We start from the raw sequence: 26371 nt of genomic DNA, 5'->3' as shown, positions 1-26371 counted from the left end.
CGTGTTCTCGAAAATTCCCCTGACCGCATTGCGTGTATTCGAGTCGTCGGCACGGCTCGGCTCGTTCAAGGCCGCGGCGGACGAGTTGTCCGTGACGCCGGCGGCCGTATCGCATCAGATCAAGTCGCTCGAAAGCCGGATCGGCGTGCTGCTGTTCGAACGCGGCGCGAGCGGCGTGCGGCTCACGGAGGAGGGCGAACGGCTGTTTCGCGCGAGCCACGATGCGTTGCTCGCGCTGAGTCGCGGGCTCGACGCGGTGCGGCCCGAAGCGTCCGACGAGCGCACGCTCGTGCTGACCACCACGCCCGCATTCGCCGCGATGTGGCTGATTCCGCGTCTCGGCCGGTTTCGGCAGGTCGATCCGCAATTGAGCATCAAGGTCGAAACCGGCAACACGCTCGCCGATCTCGACCGCGACGCGCGAATCGATCTCGCGATTCGCGCGACGTCGCGCACGTTCCCGACGCTGCACGAGATCGCATTGATCGACGAGTATTTCGGCGCGTATGCGGCCACCGGGTTCGATGCGCATCGTTCGGACGAGCGCCTCGATTTGATCGAGACGGTGTGGGATACGCCGCAGCCGATGTCGATCGATTGGGCGTCGTGGTGTCGTGCGGCGGGCCGGGAAGCGTGGCTCGAGCGGGCGGTGTTCCGGCATTACGACGACGAGCACTACGCGTTGCAGGCCGTGTTGCACGGCCAGGGCGTCGGGCTGCTCAGCTCCGTGCTGGTCGCCGAGCACGTCGAGCGCGGCGCGCTGATGCCGATCGAGCCGTCGGTGCGGCTCGCCGGCGCACGCTTCGTCGCGCTGTGCCGGCCCGGGCGGGAACGCGAGCCGCAGGTCAGGCGGTTTCTCGACTGGCTCGAAGCGGAAATCGCGCGCACACGTGGGGCGGTGGCGCGGATGACGGACGACGGACACGTGTGAGCATGTCCGCGTGGATCACCTGGCGGGTTCAGAACTTGTGGCGCAGGCCCGCGGCCACTGCCACCTGCGTGTCGGTGGAGGACGCTCCGAACGTGTACACCGATGCGTTGAAGACGGGATTGCCGTTTCCGCCGCTCGAACGCTTGTAGACGCCCTCGAGATAGACGTCGGTACGCTTCGACAATGCGTAGTCGGCTTGCAGCACGACCTGATGCCACTTCGGATGGGCCGATTGCGTACTCGCGTCGAAGCGGCCGTCCGTGAACGTGTAACCCGCCGCCGCGGAGAGCGCAGGCGTGAACGCGTAGCGGCCGTCTATCGAATAGTTGTCGAACGTGAGCGTGCGCCCGTTCAGCGGCGCGATCTTGCCGCCCGTCCAGACGCCGGTGACGTCGTCTGTCGTCGAGTGTGTCCACGACAGTCCGACCGACGCCGGGCCGATCCTGTATCGTCCCGCGACACCCCAGATGCGCTCGCGTCCGCCGCGAATCGACGAATCGCCGTCGTCCGTACTGAGCGCGCCCGTCGGGTTCGCGTTGACGGGATTCGCATCGCGGTCGACCTGCAGATAGGCCGTGGCGAGCGACAGCGGCCCGTTGGTGTAGGCGACGCCCGCGCTGTACGCGCGGTTGTTCGAGAATTGCCCCGGGCGATTCGAGAAGGCATACATCGCGCCGAACCTGAGCCCGCGGTAGTTCGGGCTGACGTATTTGATCGATTGGTTCAGGCGCTGGTACTTGATCGAATCGTCGTTGTCGAACGGATGAACGGCGAGATTGCCGCCCCAGCCAGGGCCCGGTACGCCGAGCGGCGACACGAAGTCGACGACGAAGTCGTACTGGCGGCCGAGCGTCACGGCACCGTACGAGGTCGACCGGAGGCCGACGAATGCCTGGCGGCCGAACACGTCGCCGCCGTTGCCGATCGCACCGTTGTTCGGCGAGAAGCCGTTTTCGAGCGTGAAGATTGCCGACATGCCGCCGCCGAGTTGCTCGGTGCCGCGGATTCCCCAGCGCGATCCGTTGAGGCTGCCGATACCCATCGACCATCCGCTGCCGAGCGGTTTGCCGTGATTGCTCTGGTTGTTGACGTACGCGATCGACGTGTCGATCAGACCGTACAACGTGACGCTGCTTTGCGCGTACGCACCATTTGCGATCGTCATGCCGACGAGCATCGATGCGACGAGTGATCCTGTCCGGGTGAAGCCAAGTTTCATCGTGTCTGGTGGTCGAGAATGTGGAGAGAAGTTGCGAGGGCGTCGGCCGACGTCGCGCAATCGGCCGACGATGATCGATGGGGGCGATGGCGGTCAGTACCGCGCATCCCGAGGCTTGCCGCCCTTCGGCCAGTCATGGATCTTGTCCGGAAAGTCAGGGCGCGGCTGCGTCGTAAACCACGCCGCGACATCGACCGCATCCTGGTCGCTCAATCCGCCTTGTCCGAGCGGGAACCGATTGTGCGAACCGATCGGCATGTTGTGCTTCACGAACGCGGCAGCCGTGTAGAGACGCGCCATGCCGGCCCCGATGTTGAACGACTGGTTGCCCCGAAGTGGCGGATAGATCGCGGTGCCGTCGGCGCGCTGCATCCCGGCGCCGTCCGCGCCGTGACACGATGCGCACTGCGCGGCATACACGGCCTTGCCGTGGGCGAGGTCGGGTTTCAGCGCAGTATCGATCTTGCCGACCCCGCGCCCCGGAATCCGGTCCTTCGGATGTGCGCCGTTTCGCATCCAGTCGAAGTACGCGACCATCGCCTTCATGTCGTCCGAGTCGACGGGGAGCGGCTTGCCGTTCATCGAACGCAGGAAACATCCATTGATCCGGTCCGCCAGCGACAGCACCTTGCCGGATCGCGGCGCGTAGCTCGGGAACTGGGCGGACAGGCCGAGGTACGGCGACGCGAGCGCAACGGTGCCGCCGTTCAGATGGCAGCTCGCACAGTTGAGCGAGTCGCCGACGTTGTGCGGAAGCAGCGCCTTCGTCTCGAGATTCAGCCGCATGCCCCGCACCAGTTGCGCGGCGTTCGGCTGGTCGAGCAGGGCGGAGAAGCGAGGTGTCCTGAACGTGGATGCATCGCCGGCGCCGGCGGCCAGCGACCGACGCATCTTGCGGACGTCCAGCGCGAGCACTGGGTCGTTGCGGCCGCCCCATGACGAGCGGACGAACGTCAGTATCTCGGCCAGTTCCCGGTCGGAGAGCTGGTTGAACGCCGGCATCGTGTAGACGCGCGGATGGGTGTCTGTCCGCGGTGACTGCCAACCGGTCAGCGCAATGTGGATCAACGAGTCCGTATGTTTCGACAGCACGGCGGGATTGCGGGACAACGGTGGGAACACCGGCGAGAACCCGCGGCCGTCGACCTGGTGGCATGAGCTGCAGAACTGCACATAGCCGAGTCCGCCCTTCGACGTATACAGCGTCCCGGGGACCTCGCGCTCCGGCGTGTCGTTGGTTGGCGATACCGCGGCCTGCCTGCCCGCGGCCGCGTTCGGCAGCGAACTCAGGTACACGCCGATCGCGGAGAGATCCGTGTCGCTGAAGTACTGGGTACTGTGGTGAACCACGTCCGACATGCCGCCGGCCGCGGTCGTGTAGCGATTGCGACCGGTCTTGAGCAGTGTGACCAGATCGTCGACGGGCCACAGTGCGCGCAGATTGACGGCCCGCCAGGATTCGACCGTCGCGCCGGACAGATACAGCGGCCCGTCACTGCCCGACTCCGACATGGCCTTTTCCTGGAAGAGCATCCCGCGCGGCGTGTGGCAGGCGCCACAATGTCCGGCGCCTTGCGTCAGGTACGCGCCGCGATTCCAGGTCGCATCCTTTTCGGGGTTGGGCACATAACGGGTGTCGTCGAGGAACAGGACGTTCCACAGTGCCAGCCCCCAGCGCATGTTGAACGGCCATTTGATGCCGAGCGGCTTGTTCTCCAGTTTCACCGGCGCGACGCCTTGCTTCAGATACGCGAAGAGGGCGTGCATGTCGTCCTCGTCGAGTTTGGCGAAGGACGGGTAAGGCATGGCCGGATACAGGTGATGCCCGTCCGCTGCGATGCCTTTGCGCATGGCCCGGTCGAACTGCTCGAACGTATATCGGCCGATGCCCGTGGCATCGTCCGGCGTGATGTTGGTCGAATAGACTGCGCCGAAAGGCGTGTTCAACGCGAGGCCGCCCGCGAGCGGCGGGCCGTTCGGCGAGGTATGGCATGCGACACAGTCGCCGGCGCGTGCGACGTATGCGCCTTTCTTGACGAGCTCGGTTGCATCGACTTGCGAAGGGGGCGCCGCTGCTGCCGTAATGACGGGCAGCATCGCGGCGATCGACAGTGCGGTCTTAAGGCAGGACTGCGACAGCGTTCGGATCGGTGATCTCATCGTGGGTGATGGCGTTTTTCTAGTGAGACGAGTCATCATCTCCGTATCGGCCATCCCGCGGACTGACGGGAATCAACCGGCCATCGCTCGATCACGTAATACATTTTTACGTCAATTGAGATATTCCGATGCAGTCGGCGTGGCGCGACGGCTTCCGAAGTCCGGTTGCTTCGGAAGTGTGGGCCGGCGCGTGGCCGAGGTGATGCGTGTCTTCGATTCGGGAGGGAGGTGAATGAGCGCGAGCGTGCGCGTTGCGTGTCGGGGTTACCCGCCACATGCCACTCGTCGTCATCCGAATCTGACGCAATACACCGGCGGCAAATGCGCGGAGACCTGCCGCCAGTTGTCACCGCCGTCGCCGGACGTCCATAACCCGCCCGTCGTCGACGCCATCGCGAGATGCGTGCCGGAGTCGTCCACCGCGAGCCCGTGCCGATACACGAGGTCGTAGGCCGGCGCGGGCGGCAGCCCGTTCGACAGCGTCTCGAAGCTGCGGCCGCCGTCGCGCGTGCGCGTGACGACGAACCGGCCGTTCACCGGAATCCGGCACGCATCCTTCACGGCCGGCACGAACCACGCGGTGTCGGGATCTGCCGGATGCACGGCGACCGCGAAGCCGAAGCTCGACGGCTGCGCCTCGATCCGCCGCCAGTGCGCGGCGCCGTCGGTCGAGCGGAAGATCGCGCAGTGATGCTGGGTCCACAGCACATCGGGCGCGGCTGCGCACTGGACGACGCGGTGCGGATCCTGCACGTTGGGTTCGCCGCGCCGCTCGGGCGGCATGTAGTCGGCTTCCATGCCGTCGGCGCTGACGCGCCAGGTCGCGCCGCCGTCGAAGGTCTGCCAGACGCCGCCGCACGAAATCCCGATCGTCACGTGCCGGCTGTCGCGCGGATCGATCATCACCGAATGGATGCCGGCGGCATCGTAGCCGCCGCCGAACCACTCGGCGCGCTCCGGGCGGTCCCATAGCGCGCGGTTGAGCACCCACGAATCGCCGCCGTCGTCGGAGCGGAACAGTCCGCCCGGTATCGTGCCGGCCCACAGCACGCCCGGCTCGTCGGCGCCGCCGGCTTCGAGCGACCAGATCTGCTGAAGCGTCCACGGCGGGCGCGGCGGGGCAGGCGCTTCGTCGTCCGAAGCGCCGGCGCCCGCGTGGGCGCCGGCATCGGCGCGAGGCGTGTCGGCGGGCTGCGGCGGATAGACGGGCACCGCACATTCCTCCCATGCGGAGGCACCGGCACGCCGCCGATGCAGCTTGACGCCGAAGTGGCCGAGATTGAGCGCCGCATACAGCGTGCCGTCGCGCGGGTCGGCCAGCGCCATGCTGACGGGTTCGCCGATGAAGTGCGGCTCGCCGAGCGACCAGCCGCCGTTGCCGTCGGCGTGCAGCACGAACAGGCCCTTGCGGGTCGCGACGAGCAGTCGATCATTCATGTCGGGTGTCTCCAGTTGGTCCGACCGGGCACTTGCTTCGATGGAGATGCGTCCCTTTATCCGCCGGACAGCGCCTGCACGACATAGACGCGGCTGGCATCGCCGAGCGCATCGGACAGGTGTTGCCGGTCGCGTACCGGCTGGCCGTCGATGAACACCGACAGGTGCTTTCGCAGCGCACCCTGGTCGTCGACGATATAGCCGCGCAGCCGCGGCTGCTCGCCGAAGACGGTTTCAAGCGCTTCGCCGAGCGTCCGTGCGTCGATGTCGCGCTCGGGCGTGTCGATATGGCGCTGGATCGACGCCGCGAAGAAGAGGTGGGCCATGGTAGTGGCTGGCAGGAGCCGCGCAGGGGGACGGTCTGTAGTGTAGGCGATCGATCGGGCCAGCAGCGGCATTTGCGGTACGGCCGGCGGCGCGGCGACCTTGCTGCGCCGCGCAACGATCCGGCTATGCGTACTTGTCGCCGACGGTACTTCGCACCGGATGCGTGTCGTAGATGATGACCATGCGCTCGATGCGCGCGTCGTCGTCGAATTCGAAGACGTCGACGCATTCGAACCGCACCTCGGCGCCGTCCTTCAGTCCCCAGTCGTAGACGAAATAGCCGGTGGCCCGACGTGCGCCCGTCGTGCTGACGCAGATGTCGATCGGCGTGATCCGGCTTTGTCCGGATGCCGCCGCGACTTTTTCGAAAAAGGGCTGCGGCGCCATCCAGCCGAGAAACGGCGAGAATATCCGCGCATCCGGCGCGAACAGCGCGCAGATCTCGGCGACGTCGCCGCGTTCGAGCGCTTTCAGGTAGGTATCGACCTGCCGCGTATATAGTGCGTCGGACGACGAGACCATGGTATTTCTCCGTTGATTGATGACGAGCCGTCCGCGACAGCCGTCGCGAGCCGGTTCAACCACGATAGCGATGCAGCGATGACCGAACAAACGAATAATCCGCAACCCGGGTATGCCGCCCGCGCATATCCGCTGGCGGATCTCACGCGTGCGCTGCCGCCGTTGACGGCGTTCCAGGCGTTCGTCGCCGCCGCCGAACTAGGCAGTTTCAACCGGGCGGCCGAGCATCTGTGCCGGACCCAGGGTGCGGTAAGCCGTCAGGTGCAGCAACTGGAAGCGCACTACCGGTGTGCGTTGTTCGTTCGTCATCCGTCGGGATTGACGTTGACCGCGGAAGGCGGCGCGTTGCTGACGGTGGCCATCGACGTGCTCGCGCAACTGGCGCGACACGCGCATGCCCATGCGCATGCCGCGTCGACCCTGACGTTGCGCCTGCCATCCACGTTCGCGATCCGGTGGCTGCTGCCGCGGCTGTCGGCGCTCAATCACGCGTTGCCGCGAACCGAATTGCGCATTCACACGTCGGCGGACGACACGCCGGATTTCACCGACGCCGATTTCGATGCCATCGTCGTGCGCGGTACCGGAAACTGGGCGGGAATGGTGGCGGTGCCGCTGTTCGACGAGTGCCTCACGCCGATGTGTACGCGCGGGATCGGTGCGTCGTTGAAGTCGATCGCCGATCTCGCGCATGCGACGCTGCTGCATCCCGCACGCAATCGCGACGAATGGCGATGCTGGCTCGACGCCGCCGGCGCAACGCGGATCGACCCGGACACCGGGCTCGTATTCGATACGCTCGAACTGACGTTGACGGCCGCGGCTGACGCGCACGGCGTCGCGATCGGCGATCCGCGCATGGCGGCGGATCGGCTGGCAGCCGGCGCGCTGGTCACGCCGTTCCCGGAGGTGGTGCGCAACGGCCTCGGTTACTACCTCGTCTATCCGACGCAGCGCGCCACGCAACCCGCGATTCAAGCGCTCGCGGAGGTCCTGACGCGTCTCGCGCGCGAGGATTGACCGCGACGGGCGGGCGCGGTGCGGATGGCTAGACCGGGATCGATCGCCCCCGCATCCGGATTCCGAGCCGCACGACGCCGATCACCGCATTCGACAGCCACGTCAGCAAGCGCGGCATGCCGCGCCGTCGGATATCGAGCAGCAGCACGATTCGCACTGCGTCGCTGTCGTTCCACACCTCGTGCTCGAACGTGTCGTCCCACAGCAGGAAGCGGCCTTCTTCGAGCCGGTATTCATGGCCGTCGATCTTCAGCACCGCCGCCGGCGTGCCGTCGGCGCGCTTCGGCATCGACAGCACGAGATAGCCGCGCAGGATGCCGCGGAACGGTCCGCGATGCGGCGGGATGTGTTTGCCGGGCGCGAGGAACGACAGCGACGCGGACAACACGTCCGGCGACGCCGCGACGATCGATTCGACGGTCGGGCAACGCGACAGGTTGCGCGGAAACGGCTGGCCGTACGCCTGCATGATGAACATCCGCCAGTCGCGTGCATCGTTGGCGGAGATGTCGTGCTGCTCGCGCATGATCTCGTGGAAGCGCGGGATGCGCGGCAGGTCGCGCGCGACGGCCAGCGCTTCCGCGCGAATGGCCGGCCACGCGCGGACGAATCGCTCGGCGTCGGGGAACATGGCCGGGTCGAGCACGGCACCGCTGTCGATATGACGGTCGAACAGCGTGCGAAGCAGGCCGGCTGCATAGTCGTAAGCGACGGACATGATCGAGGCGCGATCCACAAGGTGTCGTCAGTCTGCCCCACGCGCGGTGGGGCCTGCGTTACGTCAGGTTACGCCGGCTGACGAAAGAATGACAGTTCGATGAATGTCCTGCGCAAGCGGTTCGCCATTCCGGGAATAAACGGGCACCCCGCGTCGTCATACGGGTGTAGCACGTCGTTTCGTTGACTTCCGAAGGAGTGAGCATGAATACGCATTGGCTGGTGGCCGCCACGGTGGCGGCGATGTCCGTCGCGAGTGTCGCGACGCCTGCGTCGGCACAGGCGCTGACGCGCGCGCAGGTCAGGCAGCAATTGATCGACGCCGAAAACAACGGGCTGCGCTTCGTGACCGACACGTCGTATCCGGACGTGAGTCCGCTATTCCGGCAGCAGGCCGAACAGATGCCTCGGCATCAGGCCGAAACCGCGGTCGGCAGCGATCCGGCCGCGACTTCCGATGCGGGAAGGCCGACGATACTGCCGTCGCGTCCGCGCTCGGCCACGTGCGTGGGCCCCGAGAGCTTCTGCACGCCGTATTTCGGAAGCTGAAGAAGCAGGCCACCGCGGCCGGCCCGGCATCCACGAAGGTTGATCGGCACGCAACATTGAAGGAGTTCATGATGAAAACTTGTATCGCACTACTGATGATGATCGGCGTGGTATCCGGTCAGTCTGCATTCGCGCAATCGAATGCGCCGCTCACGCGTGCACAGGTTCGCGAGGAACTGATTCGTCTGGAAGCGGCGGGCTACGATCCGTCGAAGGGGGACGACGGAGAATATCCGGCAGACATTCAGGCCGCGCTGGCGAAGGTCGCCGAGCAGGATCGGGCGAGGATGGCGGCTTTGCCCGCCGCGCCCGCGCCGGCCGCCGTCATGCCGGCGCAGACCGACTGACTAGGTGCCGACATGTACGTATGTGTCTTCGGGCCGACGTGCTCGCGGTACGGCAATACGCACGCCGTTCGCGGCGCGCGGCCTGGCCGAACCGCACGGACGGCGAGGCCGTCGATCGCGCGCCGCTTCGCGCGGCGCCGCGATCAGCGCGTTGCCCGATTCCGATGGGCGCGCAGGTGGATTGCTGGGTGAGCCGCGATGCAGGCGAGCGCGCGATCCGTCATTGCCGGATCGCTGCCTGCGATGGTGCGCCACGGCGCAGGTGGCGAGATTACCAAGGCATCATCCGTTGCATGACACCGTCGCGCAGGACGAAACGATGCGCGACCGCGGCCGCAACGTGAAGGCAGATGCCGCCGAACAGCACCCACGCAAGGATGCCGTGCACGTCGCCCATCGCGTGCCCGAATCCCGAGCCGGCCGCCGACAGCGCCGGCAGCGGGACGACGCCGAACAGCGTCACGGCCCATGCGCGCGACGACGCATTGATCCAGCCGAGCAACGGCACCGCGATCAGCAGTGCATAGAGCCCGAAGTGCGTTGCGCCGGACACCGCGCGCATCGCGGGCGACAGTTCGTCGGCGGGCGGGCGATGCGTCACGCGCCAGAGCACGCGGCAAGCCATTGCGGCAAGCAGCGCGGTGCCCACGATCAGGTGCGCGGCGATCAGGCCGACCGGTTGCGTGTCGCGATGCACGTCGGGCATCGTCCAGCCGATCGCATATTGCGCGACGACCAGCGCCACGATCAGCCAGTGAAGAAGGCGTGCGACTGCGTCGTATCGTGCGGTTGTAGACATGAAAGCTCCTGGCAAGCGGATGAGGACCGTATCTTCCGGCGGATTTTACGGCCGAATCCTTAACGAAACGTTAAGCGTGCGGTCGCGCACCGGCTTCGTCCGATAACGCCTGCGTGCGATCGATCCGGGCGGATTCGGCCGACGGCATCGAGATCGTGACGCCGAGGCCGTGGCCGCCGATGCCGGGCCCGAATTGCACGGTGCCGCCGAAGTATTGCGCGATGCGCTGGACGATCGACAGCCCGAGCCCGCTGCCGGGCAACTGCGTGCCCACGCCGCGATAGAAACGATCGCCGAGTCGCTCGTGCTCGCCGGGGGCGACGCCGGGCCCGTCGTCGCGCACGACGATGCGCTGCGCGGCGCCGTCGTCGTGTACGTCGATCTCGATGCGGCCCCCCTGCCGGCCGTACTTGACCGCGTTGTCGAGCAGATTGTCGAGCAGGATGCCGAGCAGGATCGGATCGGCCTGAATCGCTCGCCCCGGCGTGCCGCTGGCGACGATGGCGATGCAGTGATCCGACGCCTTCGCGAGATGCCGTTCGATGGCCGCGTCGACCAGTTCGCGGACGACGACGGCGCGTACCGGAATGCGTTCGTATTCGTCGAGCCGCGCGAGCAGCAGCAACTGTTCGGCGAGACGCGCGCTGCGATCGACGCCTTGCACCACGCGCTGCATGGCGAGCTGCTTGCGCGTCGGATCGTCGGTCGCGAGCGCTACCTGTGCCTGAACCTTGATCGCGGCCAGCGGCGTCTTGAGTTCGTGCGCCGCGTCGGACGTGAATGCCCGCTCGCGCACGATGGACTGCCGCAGTCTGGCGAGCAGGCGGTCGATTGCGTCGACCAGCGTGCGGACTTCTTCCGGAACGGTCGTGACGCCGAGCGGTTCGAGCGAGCGCGCATCGCGCGCGCCGATCAGCGTCGACAGCGTTTTCAGCGGCGCGAGACTGCGCGCGATCAGGAACCAGAGCAGCAACGCCAGCACCGGGAGCGCGACGATCAGCGGCCAGACGATGCCGCGCGCGATGCCCGTCGCGAGATCGCTGCGTGTGTTGGCCGGCTCCATCACCCGTATCCATCGGCCCGACGCGTCGTCGCGCAGCGTGTGCGTGCGCCATTGCACGCCGCGCACGACGATCGTTTCGGGGGTGTCGCTTCGGCCGGCTTCAACGGGCCGGCCGGGGGCGTCGACCGGCAGGCTCGACGCGACGACGTTGCCCCGCGCGTCGCGGACTTCGAACAGTACGTCGCGCGGCAGACGATCGCCGTCGTTGTCTCGGGCGGCGGCCGACGTTCCGTGAGCCAGTTCGATGCGCGCGTCGGGCGGGAAGCGGGCGAGGCGGTCGAGGTCGGCCGGCGCGAGATCGACGAGCAGCGACGCATATTCGACGAGACGGGCGTCTTCCCATTCGCCGATCTCGCGTGTCGCGTGCCGGAAGCTGCCGAACACGGCGACGATCCAGACGACGGTCACGCAGCCGAGCGCCATCGCCGAAACGCGGCGCCGTATCGAGCGCGAGATCATGGTTTGTCGACGACGTAACCGATGCCTCGCACCGTCCGGATCAGTTCCGCGCCGAGCTTCTTGCGCAGGTTCGAGATGTGGACCTCGATCGCATTGCTTTCGATGCCTTCCTGCCATCCGTACAGGCCGTCCTCGAGACGCGCCCGCGACTGGGGCATGCCCGCATGACTGACGAGCTGAACGAGGATGGTCCATTCGCGTGACGTCAGCGCGATGCGCGCCGCATCGCGTGTCACCGTTTGGGTGGTCAGGTCGATCGTGATGTCGCGCCACACGATCTCGTCGCCGGTGCGACCCTGGGAGCGGCGCACGAGCGCGCGACAGCGGGCGAGCACCTCGGACAGCTCGAACGGTTTCGCGAGATAGTCGTCGGCGCCGTCGTCGAGGCCGCGGACCCGATCGGCCACGGTGCCGCGCGCGGTCAGGACGAGCACCGGCGTGGTATCGCCCGCGTCCCGCATCGCACGCAGCAGTTCCGTTCCCGATTTGCCGGGCAAGCCGAGATCGAGGGCGACGAGGGCGAAGCGCGTCGTTGCGAGCGCAGCGGCGGCGGCATGACCGTCGCGCAGCCAGTCGACCTGATAACCGGCCTGACTCAGGCTGATTTCGAGGCCGCTGCCGATGAGGTCGTCGTCTTCGACAAGGAGGAGTCGCATGGTCGATTCGTGTGCAGATACATGCAATTGTACGGGCCGGACTGTGCGCGTCGTGCAACGGATTGTAATTGCGCTCCCTCAAATATCGCCCGATTCTGAAGATCGCTTAAGGTTCGGCGCCGGCATTCCGGCTACGATCGGCCACAACATTTCTCGGGTCGAACTCCGCTTCCCCTGATCCCCGAACCGGGTTCCGCGCGTCCCGCACGCGCTTGCCCGTCCACCCGCGACCGTGTCGATCGAAGCAGGATCGATGCGGGTCGTCCGCACGGGAGGTTCTTTCCTGATGGCACCCTCGACGATCGAGCGATGGCGCGCCTACCTGTTGATCGCCGCGTTCGCCGGCATGTTCGTTCAGTGTTTCGTGCTGGTTTCGTTGTTTGCGCTGCGCGTACCCGAAGCGTTTTTCACGACGATGACATTCCGCATCTGGGCCGTCGTCGCGGTCGCGACCGCGATCCTGTCGGCCCGTAAGGTGGCCGACGCGGCGTTCAGGGCCGCGGATGTGTGCGGCTATGTGCGCGTGTCCGGAATCGATCGCCGCACGGTAGCCGTGTCATCTGATTGCGCGTACCGTCGGCTGGTCGTCCTGCATATCCGGCTCAACGGGAATCGATACGGCGGCGTGTACGGGTGAGCACGCGTTCGCGCGTGCCGGCCCTGGGCGTCGCCGTCATTGGGCCACCACTGGGGAGAAGCATGGTCTTGCTGCATGTGCTGTACGCGCTGGCCGGCGCGATGTCGATCGCCTGCGGGCTGGGCGTGTTGCTCGGCATTGCCTACACTGTCACGGCCAGCGTGCTGGTCGGCCGGTTCTTTTCGCGCGCGCGGGCGGTGCCGCGCGACTATCCGGGCGTCACCGTCGCGAAACCGCTGCACGGCGACGAATGGAACCTCGTACAGCATCTCGAAAGCTTCTTCGTCCAGGATTATCCGGGGCCGGTACAACATCTGTTCGGCGTGCACGATGCGGGCGACGCGGCGCTCGCGGCCGTCGAGACGCTGCGCGCGCGCCATCCGGACGCGAACATCAAGGTCGTCGCCGATGCGCGGTTATACGGGCCGAATCGCAAGATCGCGAATCTCGTCAACATGCTCGAACACGCGGAACATTCGGTGCTGTGTCTCGCCGACAGCGATGTGCTGGTCGAGCGCGATTATCTGCGTGCCGTCGTCGGCGCGCTACAGCAGCCGGAAGTCGGCATCGTGACGAGCGTGTATCGCGGCGTCGCGTCGCCGGGCTTCTGGCCCGGTGTCGCCGTCGCGATGACGAACTACCATTTCCTGCCGGGCGTCATTACCGGGCTTTTCATCGGGCGTGCCCGTCCGTGCTTTGGCCAGACGATTGCGATCACGCGCGCGACGCTCGAACGCATCGGCGGGCTCACGCGTTTCGCGCACCATCTGGCCGAGGATCACGCGCTCGGCGAAGCGGTGCGGCAGGTCGGCGCGCAGGTCGTCGTCCCGCCGTTCGTCGTCGGACATGCCTGTGTCGAAGAGACCTTCGCCAGGCTATATGCGCACGAATTGCGCTGGAGCTGCACGATCCGCGCGGCGGACCGGCTCGGTCACGCCGGGTCGGTGCTGATGCATCCGCTGCCGCTTGCATTGCTGGCCGTGCTGTTTTCCGGCGGCACGCTCGCCGCCTGGTGGCTGATGGTCGCGGCACTCGTCGCGCGGGCGCTGCTGATGTTCCGGACGAGCCGCGCCACCGGCGCGGGTCTGCGCGGCGCGCTCTGGCTGCCGTTCGTCGATTTGCTGCAGTTCGCGGTGTTCGTGTCGAGCTTCTTCTCGTCGCACGTCGTGTGGCGCGGCACGCGCTTTCGCGTCGACCGCGAGGGCTTGTTGTCGCCGGCGGGGAAATCATGATGCACGACGCGCATTCCGATGTCGAAGGCGCGGACCGGCCGCGCGTGCGTCGCGACGCACGGCTGCGGCATGCGGGGCGCGCGGCGGCGCTGGCCGGGCTGGTGCTCGCGGTGTGGCTGATCTGGCGCGAGCATCCGCTGGAGATCCTGCATCGGTTGCGGATTGCCGGCGCCGGGTTGCTGGTCGCCGCGCTGGCCCACATCCTGCCGATGCTCGCGAATGCGTGGGACTGGCGGATGCTGATTCGTGGCCCGCGCCGGCCGTCGTTCGCGACGATGCTCAAGCTCGTGTGGATCCGCGAATCGATCAACGGGCTGTTGCCGGTCGCGCGGATCGGCGGCGAGATCGTGTCGTTCAGCCTGCTGCGGCAGGCGGGCGTGCGCCCGGCGACTGCCGTGGCGAGCCTCGTCGCGGACATGCAACTGACGCTGATCAGCCAGCTCGTGTTCGCGCTGGTCGCGATCGGCTACGTGCTCGAACACGTGTCGTCCGATGCCGCGCAGGTGGCCGCGCGCCTCGCCATCGGCATGGCGGCGCTCGTGCCGGTGCTGCTGCTGTTCGCGCTGGTTCAGCACGCGCGGCCGTTCGAGCGCGCGATGCGCGTGGTCAACCGCGTCACGAGCGGCAAGGTGGTGGCGCTGGTCGGCGAATCGGCACGCACCGATCAGTCGATCCGGATGATCTGGAGAAAGACGGGTGTCGTCGTCCGCTATCTGGCGATTTGGCAGACGCTGCAATTTGTCGGCTATTCGCTGGAAATCTGGCTCGCGCTGCATTTCCTCGGCGCCGATCCGACGTTCGCGCAGGCGCTCGCGATCGAAGCGCTGATCCAGCTCCTGAGCAGCATCGCGTTCCTGATGCCGGGCGGGCTGGGCGTGCAGGAGGGCGGGTTCGTGCTGATCGGCGGGCTGCTCGGGTTCGACGCGCCGACCTGTCTGGCACTCGCCGGCGCGCGGCGCGTGCGCGACTTGCTGTTCTATCTGCCGGGCTTGCTCGCATGGCAGCATGCGGCCGGCGCGGCGCGCTCGCCGTACGAGGCGAAGCGCGCATCGATGCCCGTCGGGGAGTCCGCCGGGCCGCGTTGATGCGGCCCGACGGTGCCGGCCACCCGGGCGCGCAGCGGTTCGCCGACGCGGCCGCATGCCTCGCCGGCCGGCGCGGCGATCAACCTCGTTCGTCGGCAATGTAGCTGCGGATCACGTCCGCGAACGACGTGTCGCCCTTCAGGCCGAGCGCTTCGGCGCGCGTCGTGTCCCAGCGGCCCGGCCAGCTGCCGACGATCTTCTCGACGCGTTCGTCCGGCGCATGGCGGATCAGCTTCACGACGTCGTCGCCCGCGACTTCGCGCAGCGCCGCGATCATTTCGTCGACCGACACCGACAGGCCGGGCAGGTTGATCACGCGCTTGTTGCCGAGCTTCTCGCTGTCGATCTCGCAACCCGCGACGAGCGCGTCGATCGCGCCGCGCGGCGACAGCAGCCACAGCCGCGTCGAACCGGGCACCGGGCACACGCTTTCCTCGCCGTTCAGCGGTTCGCGGATGATGCCGCTCGCGAACGACGACGCCGCCGCGTTCGGGCGACCCGGCCGCACGCTGATGGTCGGCAGCCGCAACACGCGTCCGTCGACGAAGCCGCGCCGTGCGTAGTCGCACAGCAGCAGTTCGGCGATCGCCTTCTCCGCGCCGTACGACGATTGCGGATTCAGCGCGGTGTCGTCCTGCACGACTTCGGGCAACACGCCGCCGTAGACGGCCACCGAACTCGTGAACACGACGCGCGGACGATGGCCGCGCGCGCGGCACACTTCGAGCAGCATGCGCGACGCGTCGAGGTTGATCCGCATGCCGAGATCGAAATCGGCTTCGGCCTGCCCGCTGACGATCGCCGCGAGATGGAAGATCGCGCACGTCTGCGCGTCGATCGCGCTTTCGAGCACCGTGCGATCGGCGATGTCGCCGACGATCGACGTCACGCGCGCGTCGCCGAAATCGCAGCCCTTCACGACGTCGAGCAGCACCAGCTCGTCGATCTTGCCGGTCCGGCCGTCGGGCCCGGTCAGTTCGCCGCGCTCGAGCAGCTTGCGCGCGAGACGCTGGCCGAGAAAGCCGGCGCCGCCGGTGATCAGTACTTTCATGTTGTGAGCCCTCTTCGGAATGCGTGGATTACAGATAAGGCTTGAGCCAGCCGAGCCCTTCGGACGTGCCGGCCTTCGGGCGATACTCGCAGCCGATCCAGCCGTCGTAGCCGAGCGCGTCGATCAGCTCGAACAGATACGGGTAGTTGAGTTCGCCGATGTCAGGCTCGTGACGCTCGGGCACGCCGGCGATCTGGATGTGGCCGATGCCCGCGAAATCGCGCTTGAGCTTCATCGCGAGGTCGCCTTCGACGATCTGGCAGTGATAGCAGTCGAATTGCACCTTCAGATTCGGCGCGCCGACTTCCGCGCGGATGTCGTGCGCATCGTCCTGGCGGCTCAGGAAATAGCCGGGCATGTCACGCTGGTTGATCGGCTCGATCAGGATCGTGATGCCATGTGAGGCCGCCGCCTGCGCCGCATGCCGCAGATTCGCCACGTAGGTATCGCGATGGCGCGCGCGGTCGGCGCCCGGCGCGACCATCCCGGCCATCACGTGCAGCTTCTTGTTGCCGAGCACGCGCGCATAGTCGAGCGCCTGGTCGATGCCGCGCCGGAACTCGTCCTCGCGGCCCGGCAGCGACGCGATCCCGCGCTCGCCGGCGGCCCAGTCGCCCGGCGGCGCGTTGAAGAGCGCCTGCTCGAGATTGTGCGCGTCGAGGCGCGCGCGAATGTCCTCGGCGGCGAAGTCGTACGGGAACAGGTACTCGACGGCCTTGAAGCCGTCGTACGAGGCAGCGGCGAAGCGTTCGAGGAACGCGTGCTCGGTGTACATCATCGAGAGGTTGGCGGCGAAGCGGGGCATGGCAGCGGGTCCTGTGAATGAATGGGGCAGGGCGCACGGCGCCCCGCGTCGAATGACGGATCAGCGGTTCACGAGTTTCGCGGGCGTCAGCCACACGGCGATCGCGCCGATCACGAGCATGGCGGCCAGCACGTACATGCCGGACGCCGTGCTGTGCGTGACGTCCTTCAGGTAGCCGATCACGTACGGGCTCGCGAATCCGGCGAGGTTGCCGACCGAGTTGATGATCGCGATCCCGGCGGCCGCGGCGGAGCCGGCGAGGAACGCGGTCGGCAGCGACCAGAACAGCGGTGCGCAGGTCAGCACGCCGCCCGCCGCGAGCGACAGGAACACGATCGACACCGCCGTATTGTGCGAGTACGACGCGGCGACCGCAAACCCGACCGCGCCCATCAGCGCCGGCACGATCAGGTGCCAGCGGCGTTCGCGACGCTTGTCCGCGCTGTGGCCGAACAGGTTCATCACGACGATCGCGACGACGAACGGAATCGCCGACAGCAGGCCGATCTGCAACGTATCGGTGATGCCGGTCGACTTGACGAGCGTCGGCATCCAGAACGTGAGACCGTACTGGCCGGTGACGAACGCGAAGTAGATCAGCGACATCCACCACATGCGCGGATCGGAGAACACGGCCTTCAGCGAATGGCCGTGCTGTTGCTGTTCCTGCGGCTGCGCGGCGATTTCATCCTCGAGGATCTGCTTCTCGCGCTCGTCGAGCCACTTCGCGCTGCGAATGCTGTTGTCGAGATACAGGATCGTCGCGATGCCCACGAGCACGGCCGGCACGGCCTCGATCATGAACATCCATTGCCAGCCGTGGAAGCCCGAGCCGCCGTGGAAGCGCTCCATGATCCAGCCCGACAGCGGGTTGCCGAAGATGCCCGACACCGGAATCGCCGACATGAACACCGCGATGATCTTCGCGCGGCGATGCGACGGGAACCAGTACGTGAGGTACAGGATCACGCCCGGATAGAAGCCGGCTTCCGCGAGACCGAGCAGGAAGCGCAGCACGTAGAACTGCGTCGGCGTCTTCACGAACGCGAACAGCGCGGACAACAGGCCCCACGTGATCATGATCCGCGCGATCCAGATGCGCGCGCCGATGCGGTGCATCAGCATGTTGCTCGGCAGTTCGAACAGGAAGTAGCCGAGGAAGAAGATGCCGGCGCCGAGGCCGAACACGGTTTCGCTGAACGCGAGGTCCTGCGACATCTGCAGCTTCGCGAAGCCGACGTTGACGCGATCGAGATACGCGACCACGTAGCAGAGCATCAGGAACGGCACGATGCGCCAGAACACTTTCTTGTAGGTGCGGTCGAGTTCGGCCGATTGGGCGGGCGCGGCGGGCGAGCGGCCTGCGGCCGCGTCGAGAGCAGTCATCGTCGTCTCCTGGGATGTCATGTGCCGGCGGCGCGCACGCCGTCGGATTGTGTCGTGTGTGCTGATGGAAGGGCCCGCGCACACGGCGGGCATGGGAATCGGTACGTAGTCCTGCGAGATCCGGGCGAGATGCGTTGCGTTACCAGCGTGCGCCGAACGTCTGGCGCAGCTCGTCGAGCGCGGCGTCGGACAGCGGCTCGGGCTTCGGGTTCGTCATCAGCCAAAGCCGCGCGGTTTCCTCGAGTTCCTCCAGCGCGTACGACGCGTGCGACACCGACTGCCCCCACATCACCGGGCCGAGGCGGTCGAGCAGCACGCCGCGAACCTGATCGGCGAGTGCCGCGACTTCGGCCGCGACGGCCGGGTCGCCGGGGCGGCGATAGCGGATCAGCGGAATGTGGCCGACCTTCATCACGTAGTACGGCGTGATCGGCGGCAGCACGTCGGTGTCGCGCCATACGCCCGCGAGCGTCAGCGCGACGAGGTGCGTCGAATGCGTATGGACGATGCCGTGCGCCTGCGCATTGCGCGCGTAGATTCCGCGATGCAGCGCGAGCGTCTTCGACGGCTTGCCGCCCGAGCGCGGCTGGCCGTCCAGGCCGACCTTCGCGATGTCGTTCGGGTCGAGGCGGCCGAGGCAGGCATCGGTCGGCGTGATCAGCCAGCCGTCGTCCAGACGCGCGCTGATGTTGCCGGCGCTGCCGACTGCATGGCCGCGCGCATACAGGCTCGCGCCGACGACGCAGATCTCCTCGCGCAGTTTCGCTTCGTGGCTCATCATGCGGCTCCGTCGAGCGCGCGCAGCGCCTTGTCGAAAAAGTCCACCGTGCCGAAGTTGCCGGATTTCAGCGCGAGGCCGAGCGGCTGCGCGTCGATGGTGGCCGTTGCCGGCACGCCCGGATCGATCTGCGCACCGATCTGCAGCGACTTCACGTCGAGCGCCTGCACGACCGCGCCGGACGTCTCGCCACCGGCGACGACGAACTTGCGCACGCCGAGCTCGCGCAAGCCCCTGGCGATCGCCGCGAGCGTGCTCTCGACGAGATGGCCGGCCGCCGCTACGCCAAGCGCCTGCTGGACGGCCTTCACTTCGTCGGGTGTCGCGGTCGCGTAGATCAGCACGGGTTGCGGCAGGTGCGAGCGTGCGAACGCGAGTGCGGCGTCGACGACGGGCTCGCCGCGCGAGGCCGCGAGCGGATCGATCCGGAAGCTCGGCCGGCTTTCGCGCCACGCGGCGACCTGGGCGTTGGTTGCCTTCGACGCGCTGCCGGCGAGCACCGCCGACAACCCGTCGATGCGCGGCAGCGAGGCCGCGTTGTCGCGCTCGGGCAGCTGATCCGCGCGACGGAAATTCGCGGGCAGGCCGAGGGCGACGCCCGAACCGCCGGTGACGAGCGGCAGGCCCGCGCACGCTTCGCCGAGCACGTAGAGGTCGCGATCCGACAGCGCGTCGGCGATCGCGAAGCGCGCGCCTTCCGCGCGCAGCTGCTCGATCCGCGTGCGCACGGCGGCCGCGCCCAGCGCGATCGTGTCGTAGCGGATCAGGCCGACCTGCGACTTCGTTTGCCGCTGCAGCACGCGCACGAGGTTCGCGTCCTTCATCGGCGTGAGCGGGTGGTTCTCCATGCCCGATTCGTTCAGCAGCACGTCGCCGACGAACAGGTGGCCGCGGAAGATCGTGCGGCCGTTTTCCGGGAACGCCGGGCACGCGATCGCGAAGCCGCCGCCGGCCGCATCGAGCAGCGCATCGGCGACGGGCCCGATGTTGCCCGCGTCGGTCGAGTCGAACGTCGAGCAGTACTTGAAGAAGAATTGCCGGCAGCCCTGCGCGCGCAGCCATTCGTGGACGGCGAGCGATTGCGCGACGGCGTCGGCGGCGGGAATCGTGCGCGACTTCAGCGCGACGACGATCGCGTCGGCGTCGACTGCGGCGTCGCCGGCGGGCACGCCGATCGTCTGCACGGTACGCATGCCGCTCTTGACGAGCATGTTCGCGAGATCGGTCGCGCCGGTGAAATCGTCGGCGATGCAGCCGAGCAGGGGACGGGAAGCGGAAGCGGTCATGGCAGGAACGTCGTTCGAATCAGCGGGCGGGCGGCAGCGTGATGCCGGGGAAAGTCTTGATCACGGCGGAATCGTCCTCGCCGCCGTGGCCGGCGCTCGACGCGCTCATGAACATCTGGTGCGCGGTGGCCGACAGCGGCAGCGGGAACTTGCTGCGTCGCGCGGTATCGAGCACGAGGCCGAGATCCTTCACGAAGATGTCGACGGCCGACAGCGGCGTGTAGTCGCCGTTCAGGATGTGCGGCACGCGGTTCTCGAACATCCACGAGTTGCCGGCGCTGTGCGTGATCACGTCGTAGAGCGCGTCGGCATCGACGCCTTCGCGCAGGCCCAGGGCCATCGCCTCGGCGGCCGCCGCGATATGCACGCCGGCCAGCAGCTGGTTGATGATCTTCACCTTCGAGCCGATGCCGTGCGCGTCGCCGAGGCGGTACACCTTGCCGGCGATCGCGTCGAGCACGTCGTCGCAGCCGGCATACGCGGCGGCGGGGCCCGACGTCATCATCGTCATCTCGCCGGAGGCCGCGCGCGCGGCGCCGCCGGATACCGGCGCGTCGAGCATCTGCAGGCCCGCGGCCTCGATGCGCGCGCCGAGCGCGGCCGCGAAGTCGGGCGCGACGGTCGCGCTCGCGATCACGACGCCGCCCGGCTTCATCGCCGCGACCGCGCCGTGCTCGCCGAACAGCACCGTTTCGGTCTGCGCGGCATTGACGACGAGCGTGACGACGACATCGCATCGCGCGCCGAGTTCGGCCGGGCTCGCGCAGGCCACGCCGCCTTCGGCCGCGAACGCCTGCAGCACGGTGTCGCGCACGTCGCATGCGTGCACGCGGAACCCCGCGCGCAGCAGCGAGCGGGCGACGCCGAGGCCCATCGCGCCCAGGCCGATGACTCCAACATTTCGTGACATGGTCAACCTTGATCGATTCGGGAAAGGTTCGGGACAACGACGGCACCGGTTCGGCCCGGGCCGCCGCATTCAGCAATCGTTCATCAGCAGATGCCGGCTTCCGCGAGACGGCGGGCGGCGTTGTACATGTGCGTGCGCGCCGCGTTGCGCGCCGCCATCGGGTCGCGCGCGCGGATCGCGTCGGCGATCGCCGCGTGTTCCTCGCGCACCTGCCGCGAGAAATCCTCGCGCGTCGCTTCGTTGCGCCGCGTGACCTTCACGCCGGCCTCGAGGTACTGGTTCAGAAACTGCAGCGTCTTCAGGAAATACGGGTTGCCGGTGACGGCCGCGATCGTGCGGTGGAACGCGACGTCTTCCGCGACGCCGTCGCGCCCTTCGGCCGCCGCGTCGTCGATCTTGCGCAATGCGTCGTCGATGTCGGCCATGTCGTCGGCCGTGTGGTGCAGCGCGGCTTCGGCCGCGACTTCAGCCTCGATCGCGCGGCGCACCGCGAGCAGGTGCGGCAGCGAGCTCGCCTCGACGGCTTCCGCGTAGTCGATCCGCAGCGGCCGGATCGCGCCGTGCTGGTTCACGTATACGCCGCTGCCCTGGCGCGGCTCGACCACACCTTCGTTCTTCAGCCGCGAGATCGCCTCGCGGATCACGGTGCGGCTCACGCCGAATTCCTGCGCGAGCACGGCTTCCGTCGGCAGCTTGCCGGTGGCCGAGAAACTGCCGACTTCAATCTGCTTCAGCAGCTGCTGCGCGACGTGGTCGCTCATCGCACGGGCGGGAATCTTCTCGAACATGACGCTCTGGTTTGTAAGGTGATGTGGTCATCATACAAATTTGAAGGTGCGTCAGCATCCGGGATAACCCTCGGTCAACGGCCTGCAACGTCGGTCAAGTTGATTGGAACCGGTTCCAAGTGGCGGGAAAATGCCGCGATCGTGCGACGTCCAGGCGCGGGCAGGAGAAGGAAAGGGCGGGAAAGGGCGCGCGCGGGCGGCGCGCGCGATCGTCAGTCGGCGATGTCTTCGACGGGATCGGAATCGGCGGTCACCGGCACGCCGGCTTCTGCGCCGTCCCCGCCGCGCTCGCGATAGGTCGCCGGCGGCACGCCGAACTGCTTGCGGAACTCGCGGCCGAGGTGCGACGCATCGGCGAACCCGCAACTCGACGCGATATCGGCGACGGTGCGGTCGGAGCTGGTCAGCAGCCACGCGGCCGTGCGCAGCCGCACCTGCTTCGCGAACGCCTGCGGGCTCTTGCCCGTCTCGGCCTTGAACAGCCGCTCGAGCTGGCGCGTCGACATGTCGAGCTTGCACGCGAGTTCCTCGAGCGGCAGCGCGCGGCCGACATGTTGTTCCATCAGGAGAATCGCGCGCTTGACCTTCGGGTGCGTGGCCGGCTCGAGGCCCGGCGGATGCGGCTGCGGCGCATTGCCCTTCTGCATCTCGCCGACGAGCAGGATGCGCAGCGCCTTCTGCACGGTCGCATGATCGAAATGGCGCAGCAGGATCGCGGCGGCGACGTCGATCGACGCGCGGCCGCCCGAGCAGGTGATCCGGCGCCGGTCGATCACGAACAGGCGATCGGCGATCAGCATGTCGGGATCGGCGTTCGGGAAGCGCTCGATGAAATCCCAGTAGTGGAACCAGCTCACGCACGTGCGGTAGCCGTCGAGCACGTTCGCGCGCATCAGCGTGAACACGCCCGTGCAGATCCCGACGACCGTCGCGCCGCCCGTCGCCGCGCGGCGGATGAAGTCGAGCGTTTCGGGGCCGGCTTGCGGCCCCGAATGCAGCAGCCCGCCGACCACGACCACGTAGTCGAACGGTTCGGCGCTCTCGAAGGTTTCCCACGGCGTGATCTGGATCCCGCAACTCGCGCGCACCGGCGCCAGCGTTTCGCCGATCACGCTCCACGCGCAGCGCACCGGCTTGCTGTAGTCGCCGTCGTCGGCCGACAGCCGCAGCATGTCGACGAAACCCGAAAAGGCCGTGAGCGTGAAGTTCGGCAGCAGCACGATGCCGAAACGGATGCGCTGCGGCGCGGGTTCGGCGAGGGGGGAAGCGGGTACGTCGGGTGTCATCGCGGTCAATCTCGTCACGCCGGGAAGGCGGGTCTCACTCGTTGCAGTCTGTTCGCGGGCACGGTTGCCGGCTGGCGCGCGCGCCGGCCGACTTGTGGTTTTTCGTCGTCAATCATCGTCAAAACGCACTTTCCGACCGTCCTGCGCGGGGCTTGGCGGCGGTATCCCACGCCGATGCCGTTTTTGTTCTATCGGCCAATTTTACGCTTTGATGTACTGATGCCAACGACATTTCACGTACGCCCACCCAGAGGAAGTCAGATGAACGTCAGCGCGTTCGACCTGTTCAAGATCGGTATCGGCCCGTCCAGCTCGCATACGGTCGGCCCGATGATCGCCGCGTGCCGCTTCGCGTCGCACATCGAGGACGCGAACCTGCTCGGCTTCGTGCGCCGCGTGCGGGTCGAACTATACGGCTCGCTCGGTGCAACGGGCAAGGGCCACGGCACCGACAAGGCGGTGCTGCTCGGCCTCGAGGGTCATTTGCCCGACACGATCGATCCGGACCTGATCGAGCCCCGGCTCGCGGCGATCCGCGCGGAGAAGTCGCTGGCGCTGCTCGGCAAGCAGACGATTCGCTTCGACGAGAAGGAGAACATCGGTTTCTATCGCAAGCTGATGAGCGGCACCAGCATCGTCCATCCGAACGGGATGCGCTTCCAGGCGTTCGATGAGCACGGTCAATTGCTCGTCGAGAAGGAGTATTACTCGATCGGCGGCGGCTTCGTCGTGAACCGCGACGGCGATCGCGTAAACGGCGTGCGTGCTGCGGCCGACGTGCCGTATCCGTTCCGCACCGGCGACGACCTGATGCGCCAGTGCCGCGAACACGGGCTGTCGATCGCCGAGCTGATGCTGCGCAACGAATGCACGCTGCGTCCGGAAGGCGAGGTGCGCGGCGGGCTGCTCGCGATCTGGCGCACGATGGCCGCGTGCGTCGAGCGCGGCTGCAAGGTCGAGGGCGAACTGCCGGGCCCGATGCGCGTGAAGCGCCGCGCGGCCGAACTGAACGGGCGCCTGCGGGCGCGTTCGGAGGAGTCGCTGCGCGATCCGCTGTCGATGCTCGACTGGGTCAACCTGTATGCAATGGCCGTCAACGAGGAGAACGCGGCGGGCGGCCGGGTCGTCACCGCGCCCACCAACGGCGCGGCCGGCGTGATCCCCGCGGTGCTGCACTACTACGTGAAGTTCGTGCCGGGCTCGAACGAAGCCGGCATCGTCGAATTCCTGCTGACGGCCGCGGCGATCGGGATCATCTACAAGGAAACGGCGTCGATCTCGGGCGCGGAAGTCGGCTGCCAGGGCGAAGTGGGCGTCGCGTGCTCGATGGCCGCGGCCGCGCTCGCCGCGGTGATGGGCGGCACGCCCGACCAGGTCGAGAACGCGGCCGAGATCGGAATGGAGCACAACCTCGGCATGACCTGCGATCCGGTTGGCGGGCTCGTGCAGATTCCGTGCATCGAACGCAACGCGATGGGCGCGATCAAGGCGCTGAATGCATCGCGGATGGCGCTCAAGGGTAACGGCCAGCACTACGTATCGCTCGATTCGGTGATCAAGACGATGCGCGAGACGGGTGCCGACATGAAGACGAAATACAAGGAAACGTCGCGCGGCGGTCTTGCCGTGAACGTCATCGAATGCTAACGAAGGATCACTAACATGAGCCGCTACTCGATATTCAGCCTGTTCCGCAACGGCCTCTCGTATCACGAGAACTGGGAAAAGCAGTGGAAGAGCCCGGAACCGAAGAAGGAATACGACGTCGTGATCGTCGGCGGCGGCGGCCACGGCCTCGCGACCGCGTATTACCTCGCGAAGGAACACGGCATCACGAACGTCGCGATCCTCGAGAAGGGCTGGATCGGCGGCGGCAACACCGCGCGCAACACGACGATCGTGCGCTCGAACTACCTGTGGGACGAATCGGCCGCGCTGTACGAGAAGGCGATGAAGCTGTGGGAAGGGCTGTCGCAGGACCTCAACTACAACGTGATGTTCAGCCAGCGCGGCGTGATGAACCTCGCGCATACGCTGCAGGACGTGCGTGACACCGAGCGTCGCGTGAACGCGAACCGCCTGAACGGCGTCGACGCCGAGTTCCTGACGCCCGCGCAGATCAAGGAAATCGAGCCGACGATCAACCTGAACAGCCGCTATCCGGTGCTCGGCGCATCGATCCAGCGCCGTGCGGGCGTCGCGCGTCACGACGCGGTGGCCTGGGGCTTCGCCCGCGGCGCCGACCGCGCCGGCGTCGACATCATCCAGAACTGCCAGGTGACGGGCATTCGTCGCGAAGGCGGCGCGGTGGTCGGCGTCGATACGGTGAAGGGCTTCATCAAGGCGAAGAAGGTCGCGGTGGTCGCAGCCGGCAACACGACGACGCTCGCCGACATGGCCGGCGTGCGCCTGCCGATCGAGAGCCACCCGCTGCAGGCGCTGGTGTCGGAGCCGATCAAGCCGGTGGTCAACTCGGTGATCATGTCGAACGCGGTGCACGCGTACATCAGCCAGTCCGACAAGGGCGACCTCGTGATCGGCGCGGGTATCGACCAATACACCGGCTTCGGCCAGCGCGGCAGCTTCCACATCATCGAAAGCACGCTGCAGGCGATCATCGAGATGTTCCCGGTGTTCTCGCGCGTGCGGATGAACCGCCAGTGGGGCGGCATCGTCGACGTGTCGCCGGACGCCTGCCCGATCATCACCAAGACCGACGTGAAGGGCCTCTACTTCAACTGCGGCTGGGGCACCGGCGGCTTCAAGGCGACGCCGGGCTCGGGCTGGGTGTTCGCGCACACGATCGCCCGCGACGAACCGCATCCGCTGAACGCGCCGTTCGCGCTCGACCGCTTCTACACGGGCCACCTGATCGACGAGCACGGCGCCGCCGCCGTCGCGCACTGACCCCCGCACTGAAC

The 26371-nt window shown here is 67.3% G+C and carries 26 protein-coding genes; 9 read left to right on the top strand and 17 right to left on the bottom strand.

The window, feature by feature from the left end; genetic code table 11:
• The first annotated feature begins 1 nt into the window (after position 1).
• The gene (locus tag WS46_RS00495) at positions 2–931 is read left to right on the top strand and encodes a LysR substrate-binding domain-containing protein (RefSeq protein WP_059689000.1); all 930 of its coding nucleotides are present in this window, start codon (positions 2–4) and stop codon (positions 929–931) included.
• A gap of 28 nt (positions 932–959) precedes the next feature.
• Here WS46_RS00495 and WS46_RS00490 read toward each other — a convergent pair whose 3' ends face one another.
• From WS46_RS00490 to WS46_RS00470, 5 genes are all read right to left on the bottom strand, one after another.
• Positions 960–2150 carry a porin gene (locus WS46_RS00490; protein ID WP_059688999.1) on the bottom strand — a complete coding sequence of 397 codons (1191 nt, stop codon included), beginning with the start codon at positions 2148–2150 and terminating at the stop codon, positions 960–962.
• 93 nt (positions 2151–2243) lie between these two features.
• Positions 2244–4247, bottom strand: coding sequence for a c-type cytochrome (locus WS46_RS00485; protein ID WP_257129892.1), 2004 nt, complete (start codon positions 4245–4247; stop codon positions 2244–2246).
• Between the two features lie 351 nt (positions 4248–4598).
• Positions 4599–5747, bottom strand: coding sequence for a hypothetical protein (locus WS46_RS00480; protein ID WP_059688997.1), 1149 nt, complete (start codon positions 5745–5747; stop codon positions 4599–4601).
• Between the two features lie 56 nt (positions 5748–5803).
• The gene (locus tag WS46_RS00475; RefSeq protein WP_006749905.1) at positions 5804–6073 is read right to left on the bottom strand and encodes a MoaD/ThiS family protein; all 270 of its coding nucleotides are present in this window, start codon (positions 6071–6073) and stop codon (positions 5804–5806) included.
• Between the two features lie 124 nt (positions 6074–6197).
• Positions 6198–6596, bottom strand: a complete 399-nt coding sequence (locus WS46_RS00470; RefSeq protein WP_059688996.1) for a nuclear transport factor 2 family protein — start codon at positions 6594–6596, stop codon at positions 6198–6200.
• Positions 6597–6674: 78 nt separating this feature from the next.
• Here WS46_RS00470 and WS46_RS00465 point away from each other — a divergent pair, with 78 nt between their 5' ends.
• Positions 6675–7616, top strand: coding sequence for a LysR substrate-binding domain-containing protein (locus tag WS46_RS00465; RefSeq protein ID WP_059688995.1), 942 nt, complete (start codon positions 6675–6677; stop codon positions 7614–7616).
• A gap of 28 nt (positions 7617–7644) precedes the next feature.
• Here the strand turns inward: WS46_RS00465 and WS46_RS00460 are convergent, their stop codons facing one another.
• The gene (locus tag WS46_RS00460; RefSeq protein ID WP_059688994.1) at positions 7645–8334 is read right to left on the bottom strand and encodes an aspartyl/asparaginyl beta-hydroxylase domain-containing protein; all 690 of its coding nucleotides are present in this window, start codon (positions 8332–8334) and stop codon (positions 7645–7647) included.
• Between the two features lie 203 nt (positions 8335–8537).
• Here WS46_RS00460 and WS46_RS00455 point away from each other — a divergent pair, with 203 nt between their 5' ends.
• Both WS46_RS00455 and WS46_RS00450 read left to right on the top strand, forming a co-directional pair.
• Positions 8538–8882 (top strand): DUF4148 domain-containing protein, encoded by a 345-nt coding sequence (locus tag WS46_RS00455; protein ID WP_059688993.1) that lies wholly within the window; start codon positions 8538–8540, stop codon positions 8880–8882.
• A gap of 71 nt (positions 8883–8953) precedes the next feature.
• The gene (locus WS46_RS00450; protein ID WP_059689009.1) at positions 8954–9229 is read left to right on the top strand and encodes a DUF4148 domain-containing protein; all 276 of its coding nucleotides are present in this window, start codon (positions 8954–8956) and stop codon (positions 9227–9229) included.
• 271 nt (positions 9230–9500) lie between these two features.
• Here WS46_RS00450 and WS46_RS00445 read toward each other — a convergent pair whose 3' ends face one another.
• The 3 genes from WS46_RS00445 to WS46_RS00435 form a co-directional block, all read right to left on the bottom strand.
• Positions 9501–10028, bottom strand: a complete 528-nt coding sequence (locus WS46_RS00445; protein WP_059534072.1) for a cytochrome b — start codon at positions 10026–10028, stop codon at positions 9501–9503.
• Between the two features lie 70 nt (positions 10029–10098).
• Complete coding sequence (locus WS46_RS00440) at positions 10099–11550, bottom strand: ATP-binding protein (RefSeq protein ID WP_059688992.1); 1452 nt, start codon at positions 11548–11550, stop codon at positions 10099–10101.
• Complete coding sequence (locus tag WS46_RS00435) at positions 11547–12206, bottom strand: response regulator (RefSeq protein ID WP_059688991.1); 660 nt, start codon at positions 12204–12206, stop codon at positions 11547–11549. Before WS46_RS00435 ends, WS46_RS00440 begins: the two co-directional genes overlap by 4 nt.
• A gap of 286 nt (positions 12207–12492) precedes the next feature.
• On the opposite strand from WS46_RS00435, the gene WS46_RS00430 reads away from it, so the two are divergent.
• The 3 genes from WS46_RS00430 to WS46_RS00420 all read left to right on the top strand — a co-directional run bounded on the left by WS46_RS00430 (position 12493) and on the right by WS46_RS00420 (position 15160).
• On the top strand, positions 12493–12843 hold the full coding sequence (locus tag WS46_RS00430; protein ID WP_059688990.1) for a hypothetical protein: 351 nt from the start codon (positions 12493–12495) through the stop codon (positions 12841–12843).
• A gap of 62 nt (positions 12844–12905) precedes the next feature.
• Positions 12906–14075, top strand: a complete 1170-nt coding sequence (gene hpnI, locus WS46_RS00425) for a bacteriohopanetetrol glucosamine biosynthesis glycosyltransferase HpnI (protein ID WP_059688989.1) — start codon at positions 12906–12908, stop codon at positions 14073–14075.
• Entirely contained in the window at positions 14072–15160 is a 1089-nt protein-coding gene (locus WS46_RS00420) for a lysylphosphatidylglycerol synthase domain-containing protein (protein ID WP_059688988.1), read from the top strand. The genes hpnI and WS46_RS00420 overlap by 4 nt, the downstream gene beginning before the upstream one ends.
• A 79-nt stretch (positions 15161–15239) precedes the next feature.
• Here the strand turns inward: WS46_RS00420 and denD are convergent, their stop codons facing one another.
• From denD to WS46_RS00380, 8 genes are all read right to left on the bottom strand, one after another.
• The gene (denD, locus tag WS46_RS00415) at positions 15240–16211 is read right to left on the bottom strand and encodes a D-erythronate dehydrogenase (RefSeq protein WP_059688987.1); all 972 of its coding nucleotides are present in this window, start codon (positions 16209–16211) and stop codon (positions 15240–15242) included.
• A 28-nt stretch (positions 16212–16239) separates the two neighbouring features.
• Positions 16240–17016: a 2-oxo-tetronate isomerase gene (gene otnI, locus WS46_RS00410; RefSeq protein ID WP_059688986.1), complete on the bottom strand. Its 777-nt coding sequence runs from the start codon at positions 17014–17016 to the stop codon at positions 16240–16242.
• Between the two features lie 60 nt (positions 17017–17076).
• Complete coding sequence (locus tag WS46_RS00405; RefSeq protein ID WP_059689008.1) at positions 17077–18402, bottom strand: MFS transporter; 1326 nt, start codon at positions 18400–18402, stop codon at positions 17077–17079.
• A 139-nt stretch (positions 18403–18541) separates the two neighbouring features.
• Positions 18542–19180, bottom strand: a complete 639-nt coding sequence (locus tag WS46_RS00400) for an aldolase (protein ID WP_059689007.1) — start codon at positions 19178–19180, stop codon at positions 18542–18544.
• Positions 19180–20466, bottom strand: a complete 1287-nt coding sequence (gene otnK, locus WS46_RS00395; RefSeq protein WP_059688985.1) for a 3-oxo-tetronate kinase — start codon at positions 20464–20466, stop codon at positions 19180–19182. The genes WS46_RS00400 and otnK overlap by 1 nt, the downstream gene beginning before the upstream one ends.
• 19 nt (positions 20467–20485) lie before the next feature.
• The gene (gene ltnD / locus WS46_RS00390; RefSeq protein ID WP_059688984.1) at positions 20486–21376 is read right to left on the bottom strand and encodes an L-threonate dehydrogenase; all 891 of its coding nucleotides are present in this window, start codon (positions 21374–21376) and stop codon (positions 20486–20488) included.
• Positions 21377–21459: 83 nt separating this feature from the next.
• On the bottom strand, positions 21460–22164 hold the full coding sequence (locus WS46_RS00385) for a FadR/GntR family transcriptional regulator (RefSeq protein ID WP_059534092.1): 705 nt from the start codon (positions 22162–22164) through the stop codon (positions 21460–21462).
• 212 nt (positions 22165–22376) lie between these two features.
• Positions 22377–23450, bottom strand: a complete 1074-nt coding sequence (locus tag WS46_RS00380; protein ID WP_059534345.1) for a GlxA family transcriptional regulator — start codon at positions 23448–23450, stop codon at positions 22377–22379.
• Between the two features lie 261 nt (positions 23451–23711).
• Here WS46_RS00380 and WS46_RS00375 point away from each other — a divergent pair, with 261 nt between their 5' ends.
• Both WS46_RS00375 and WS46_RS00370 read left to right on the top strand, forming a co-directional pair.
• Entirely contained in the window at positions 23712–25097 is a 1386-nt protein-coding gene (locus WS46_RS00375; RefSeq protein ID WP_059688983.1) for an L-serine ammonia-lyase, read from the top strand.
• A 15-nt stretch (positions 25098–25112) separates the two neighbouring features.
• Positions 25113–26357 carry a sarcosine oxidase subunit beta family protein gene (locus WS46_RS00370; RefSeq protein ID WP_034180813.1) on the top strand — a complete coding sequence of 415 codons (1245 nt, stop codon included), beginning with the start codon at positions 25113–25115 and terminating at the stop codon, positions 26355–26357.
• Positions 26358–26371: the final 14 nt, after the last annotated feature.

Origin of the sequence: Burkholderia sp. RF4-BP95 (assembly GCF_001521985.1) — a bacterium.
GTDB classification, from domain to species: Bacteria; Pseudomonadota; Gammaproteobacteria; order Burkholderiales; family Burkholderiaceae; genus Burkholderia; species Burkholderia diffusa.
The sequence above is the reverse complement of the archived record's forward strand: the minus strand, read 5'-3'. Positions and strand labels throughout refer to the sequence as shown.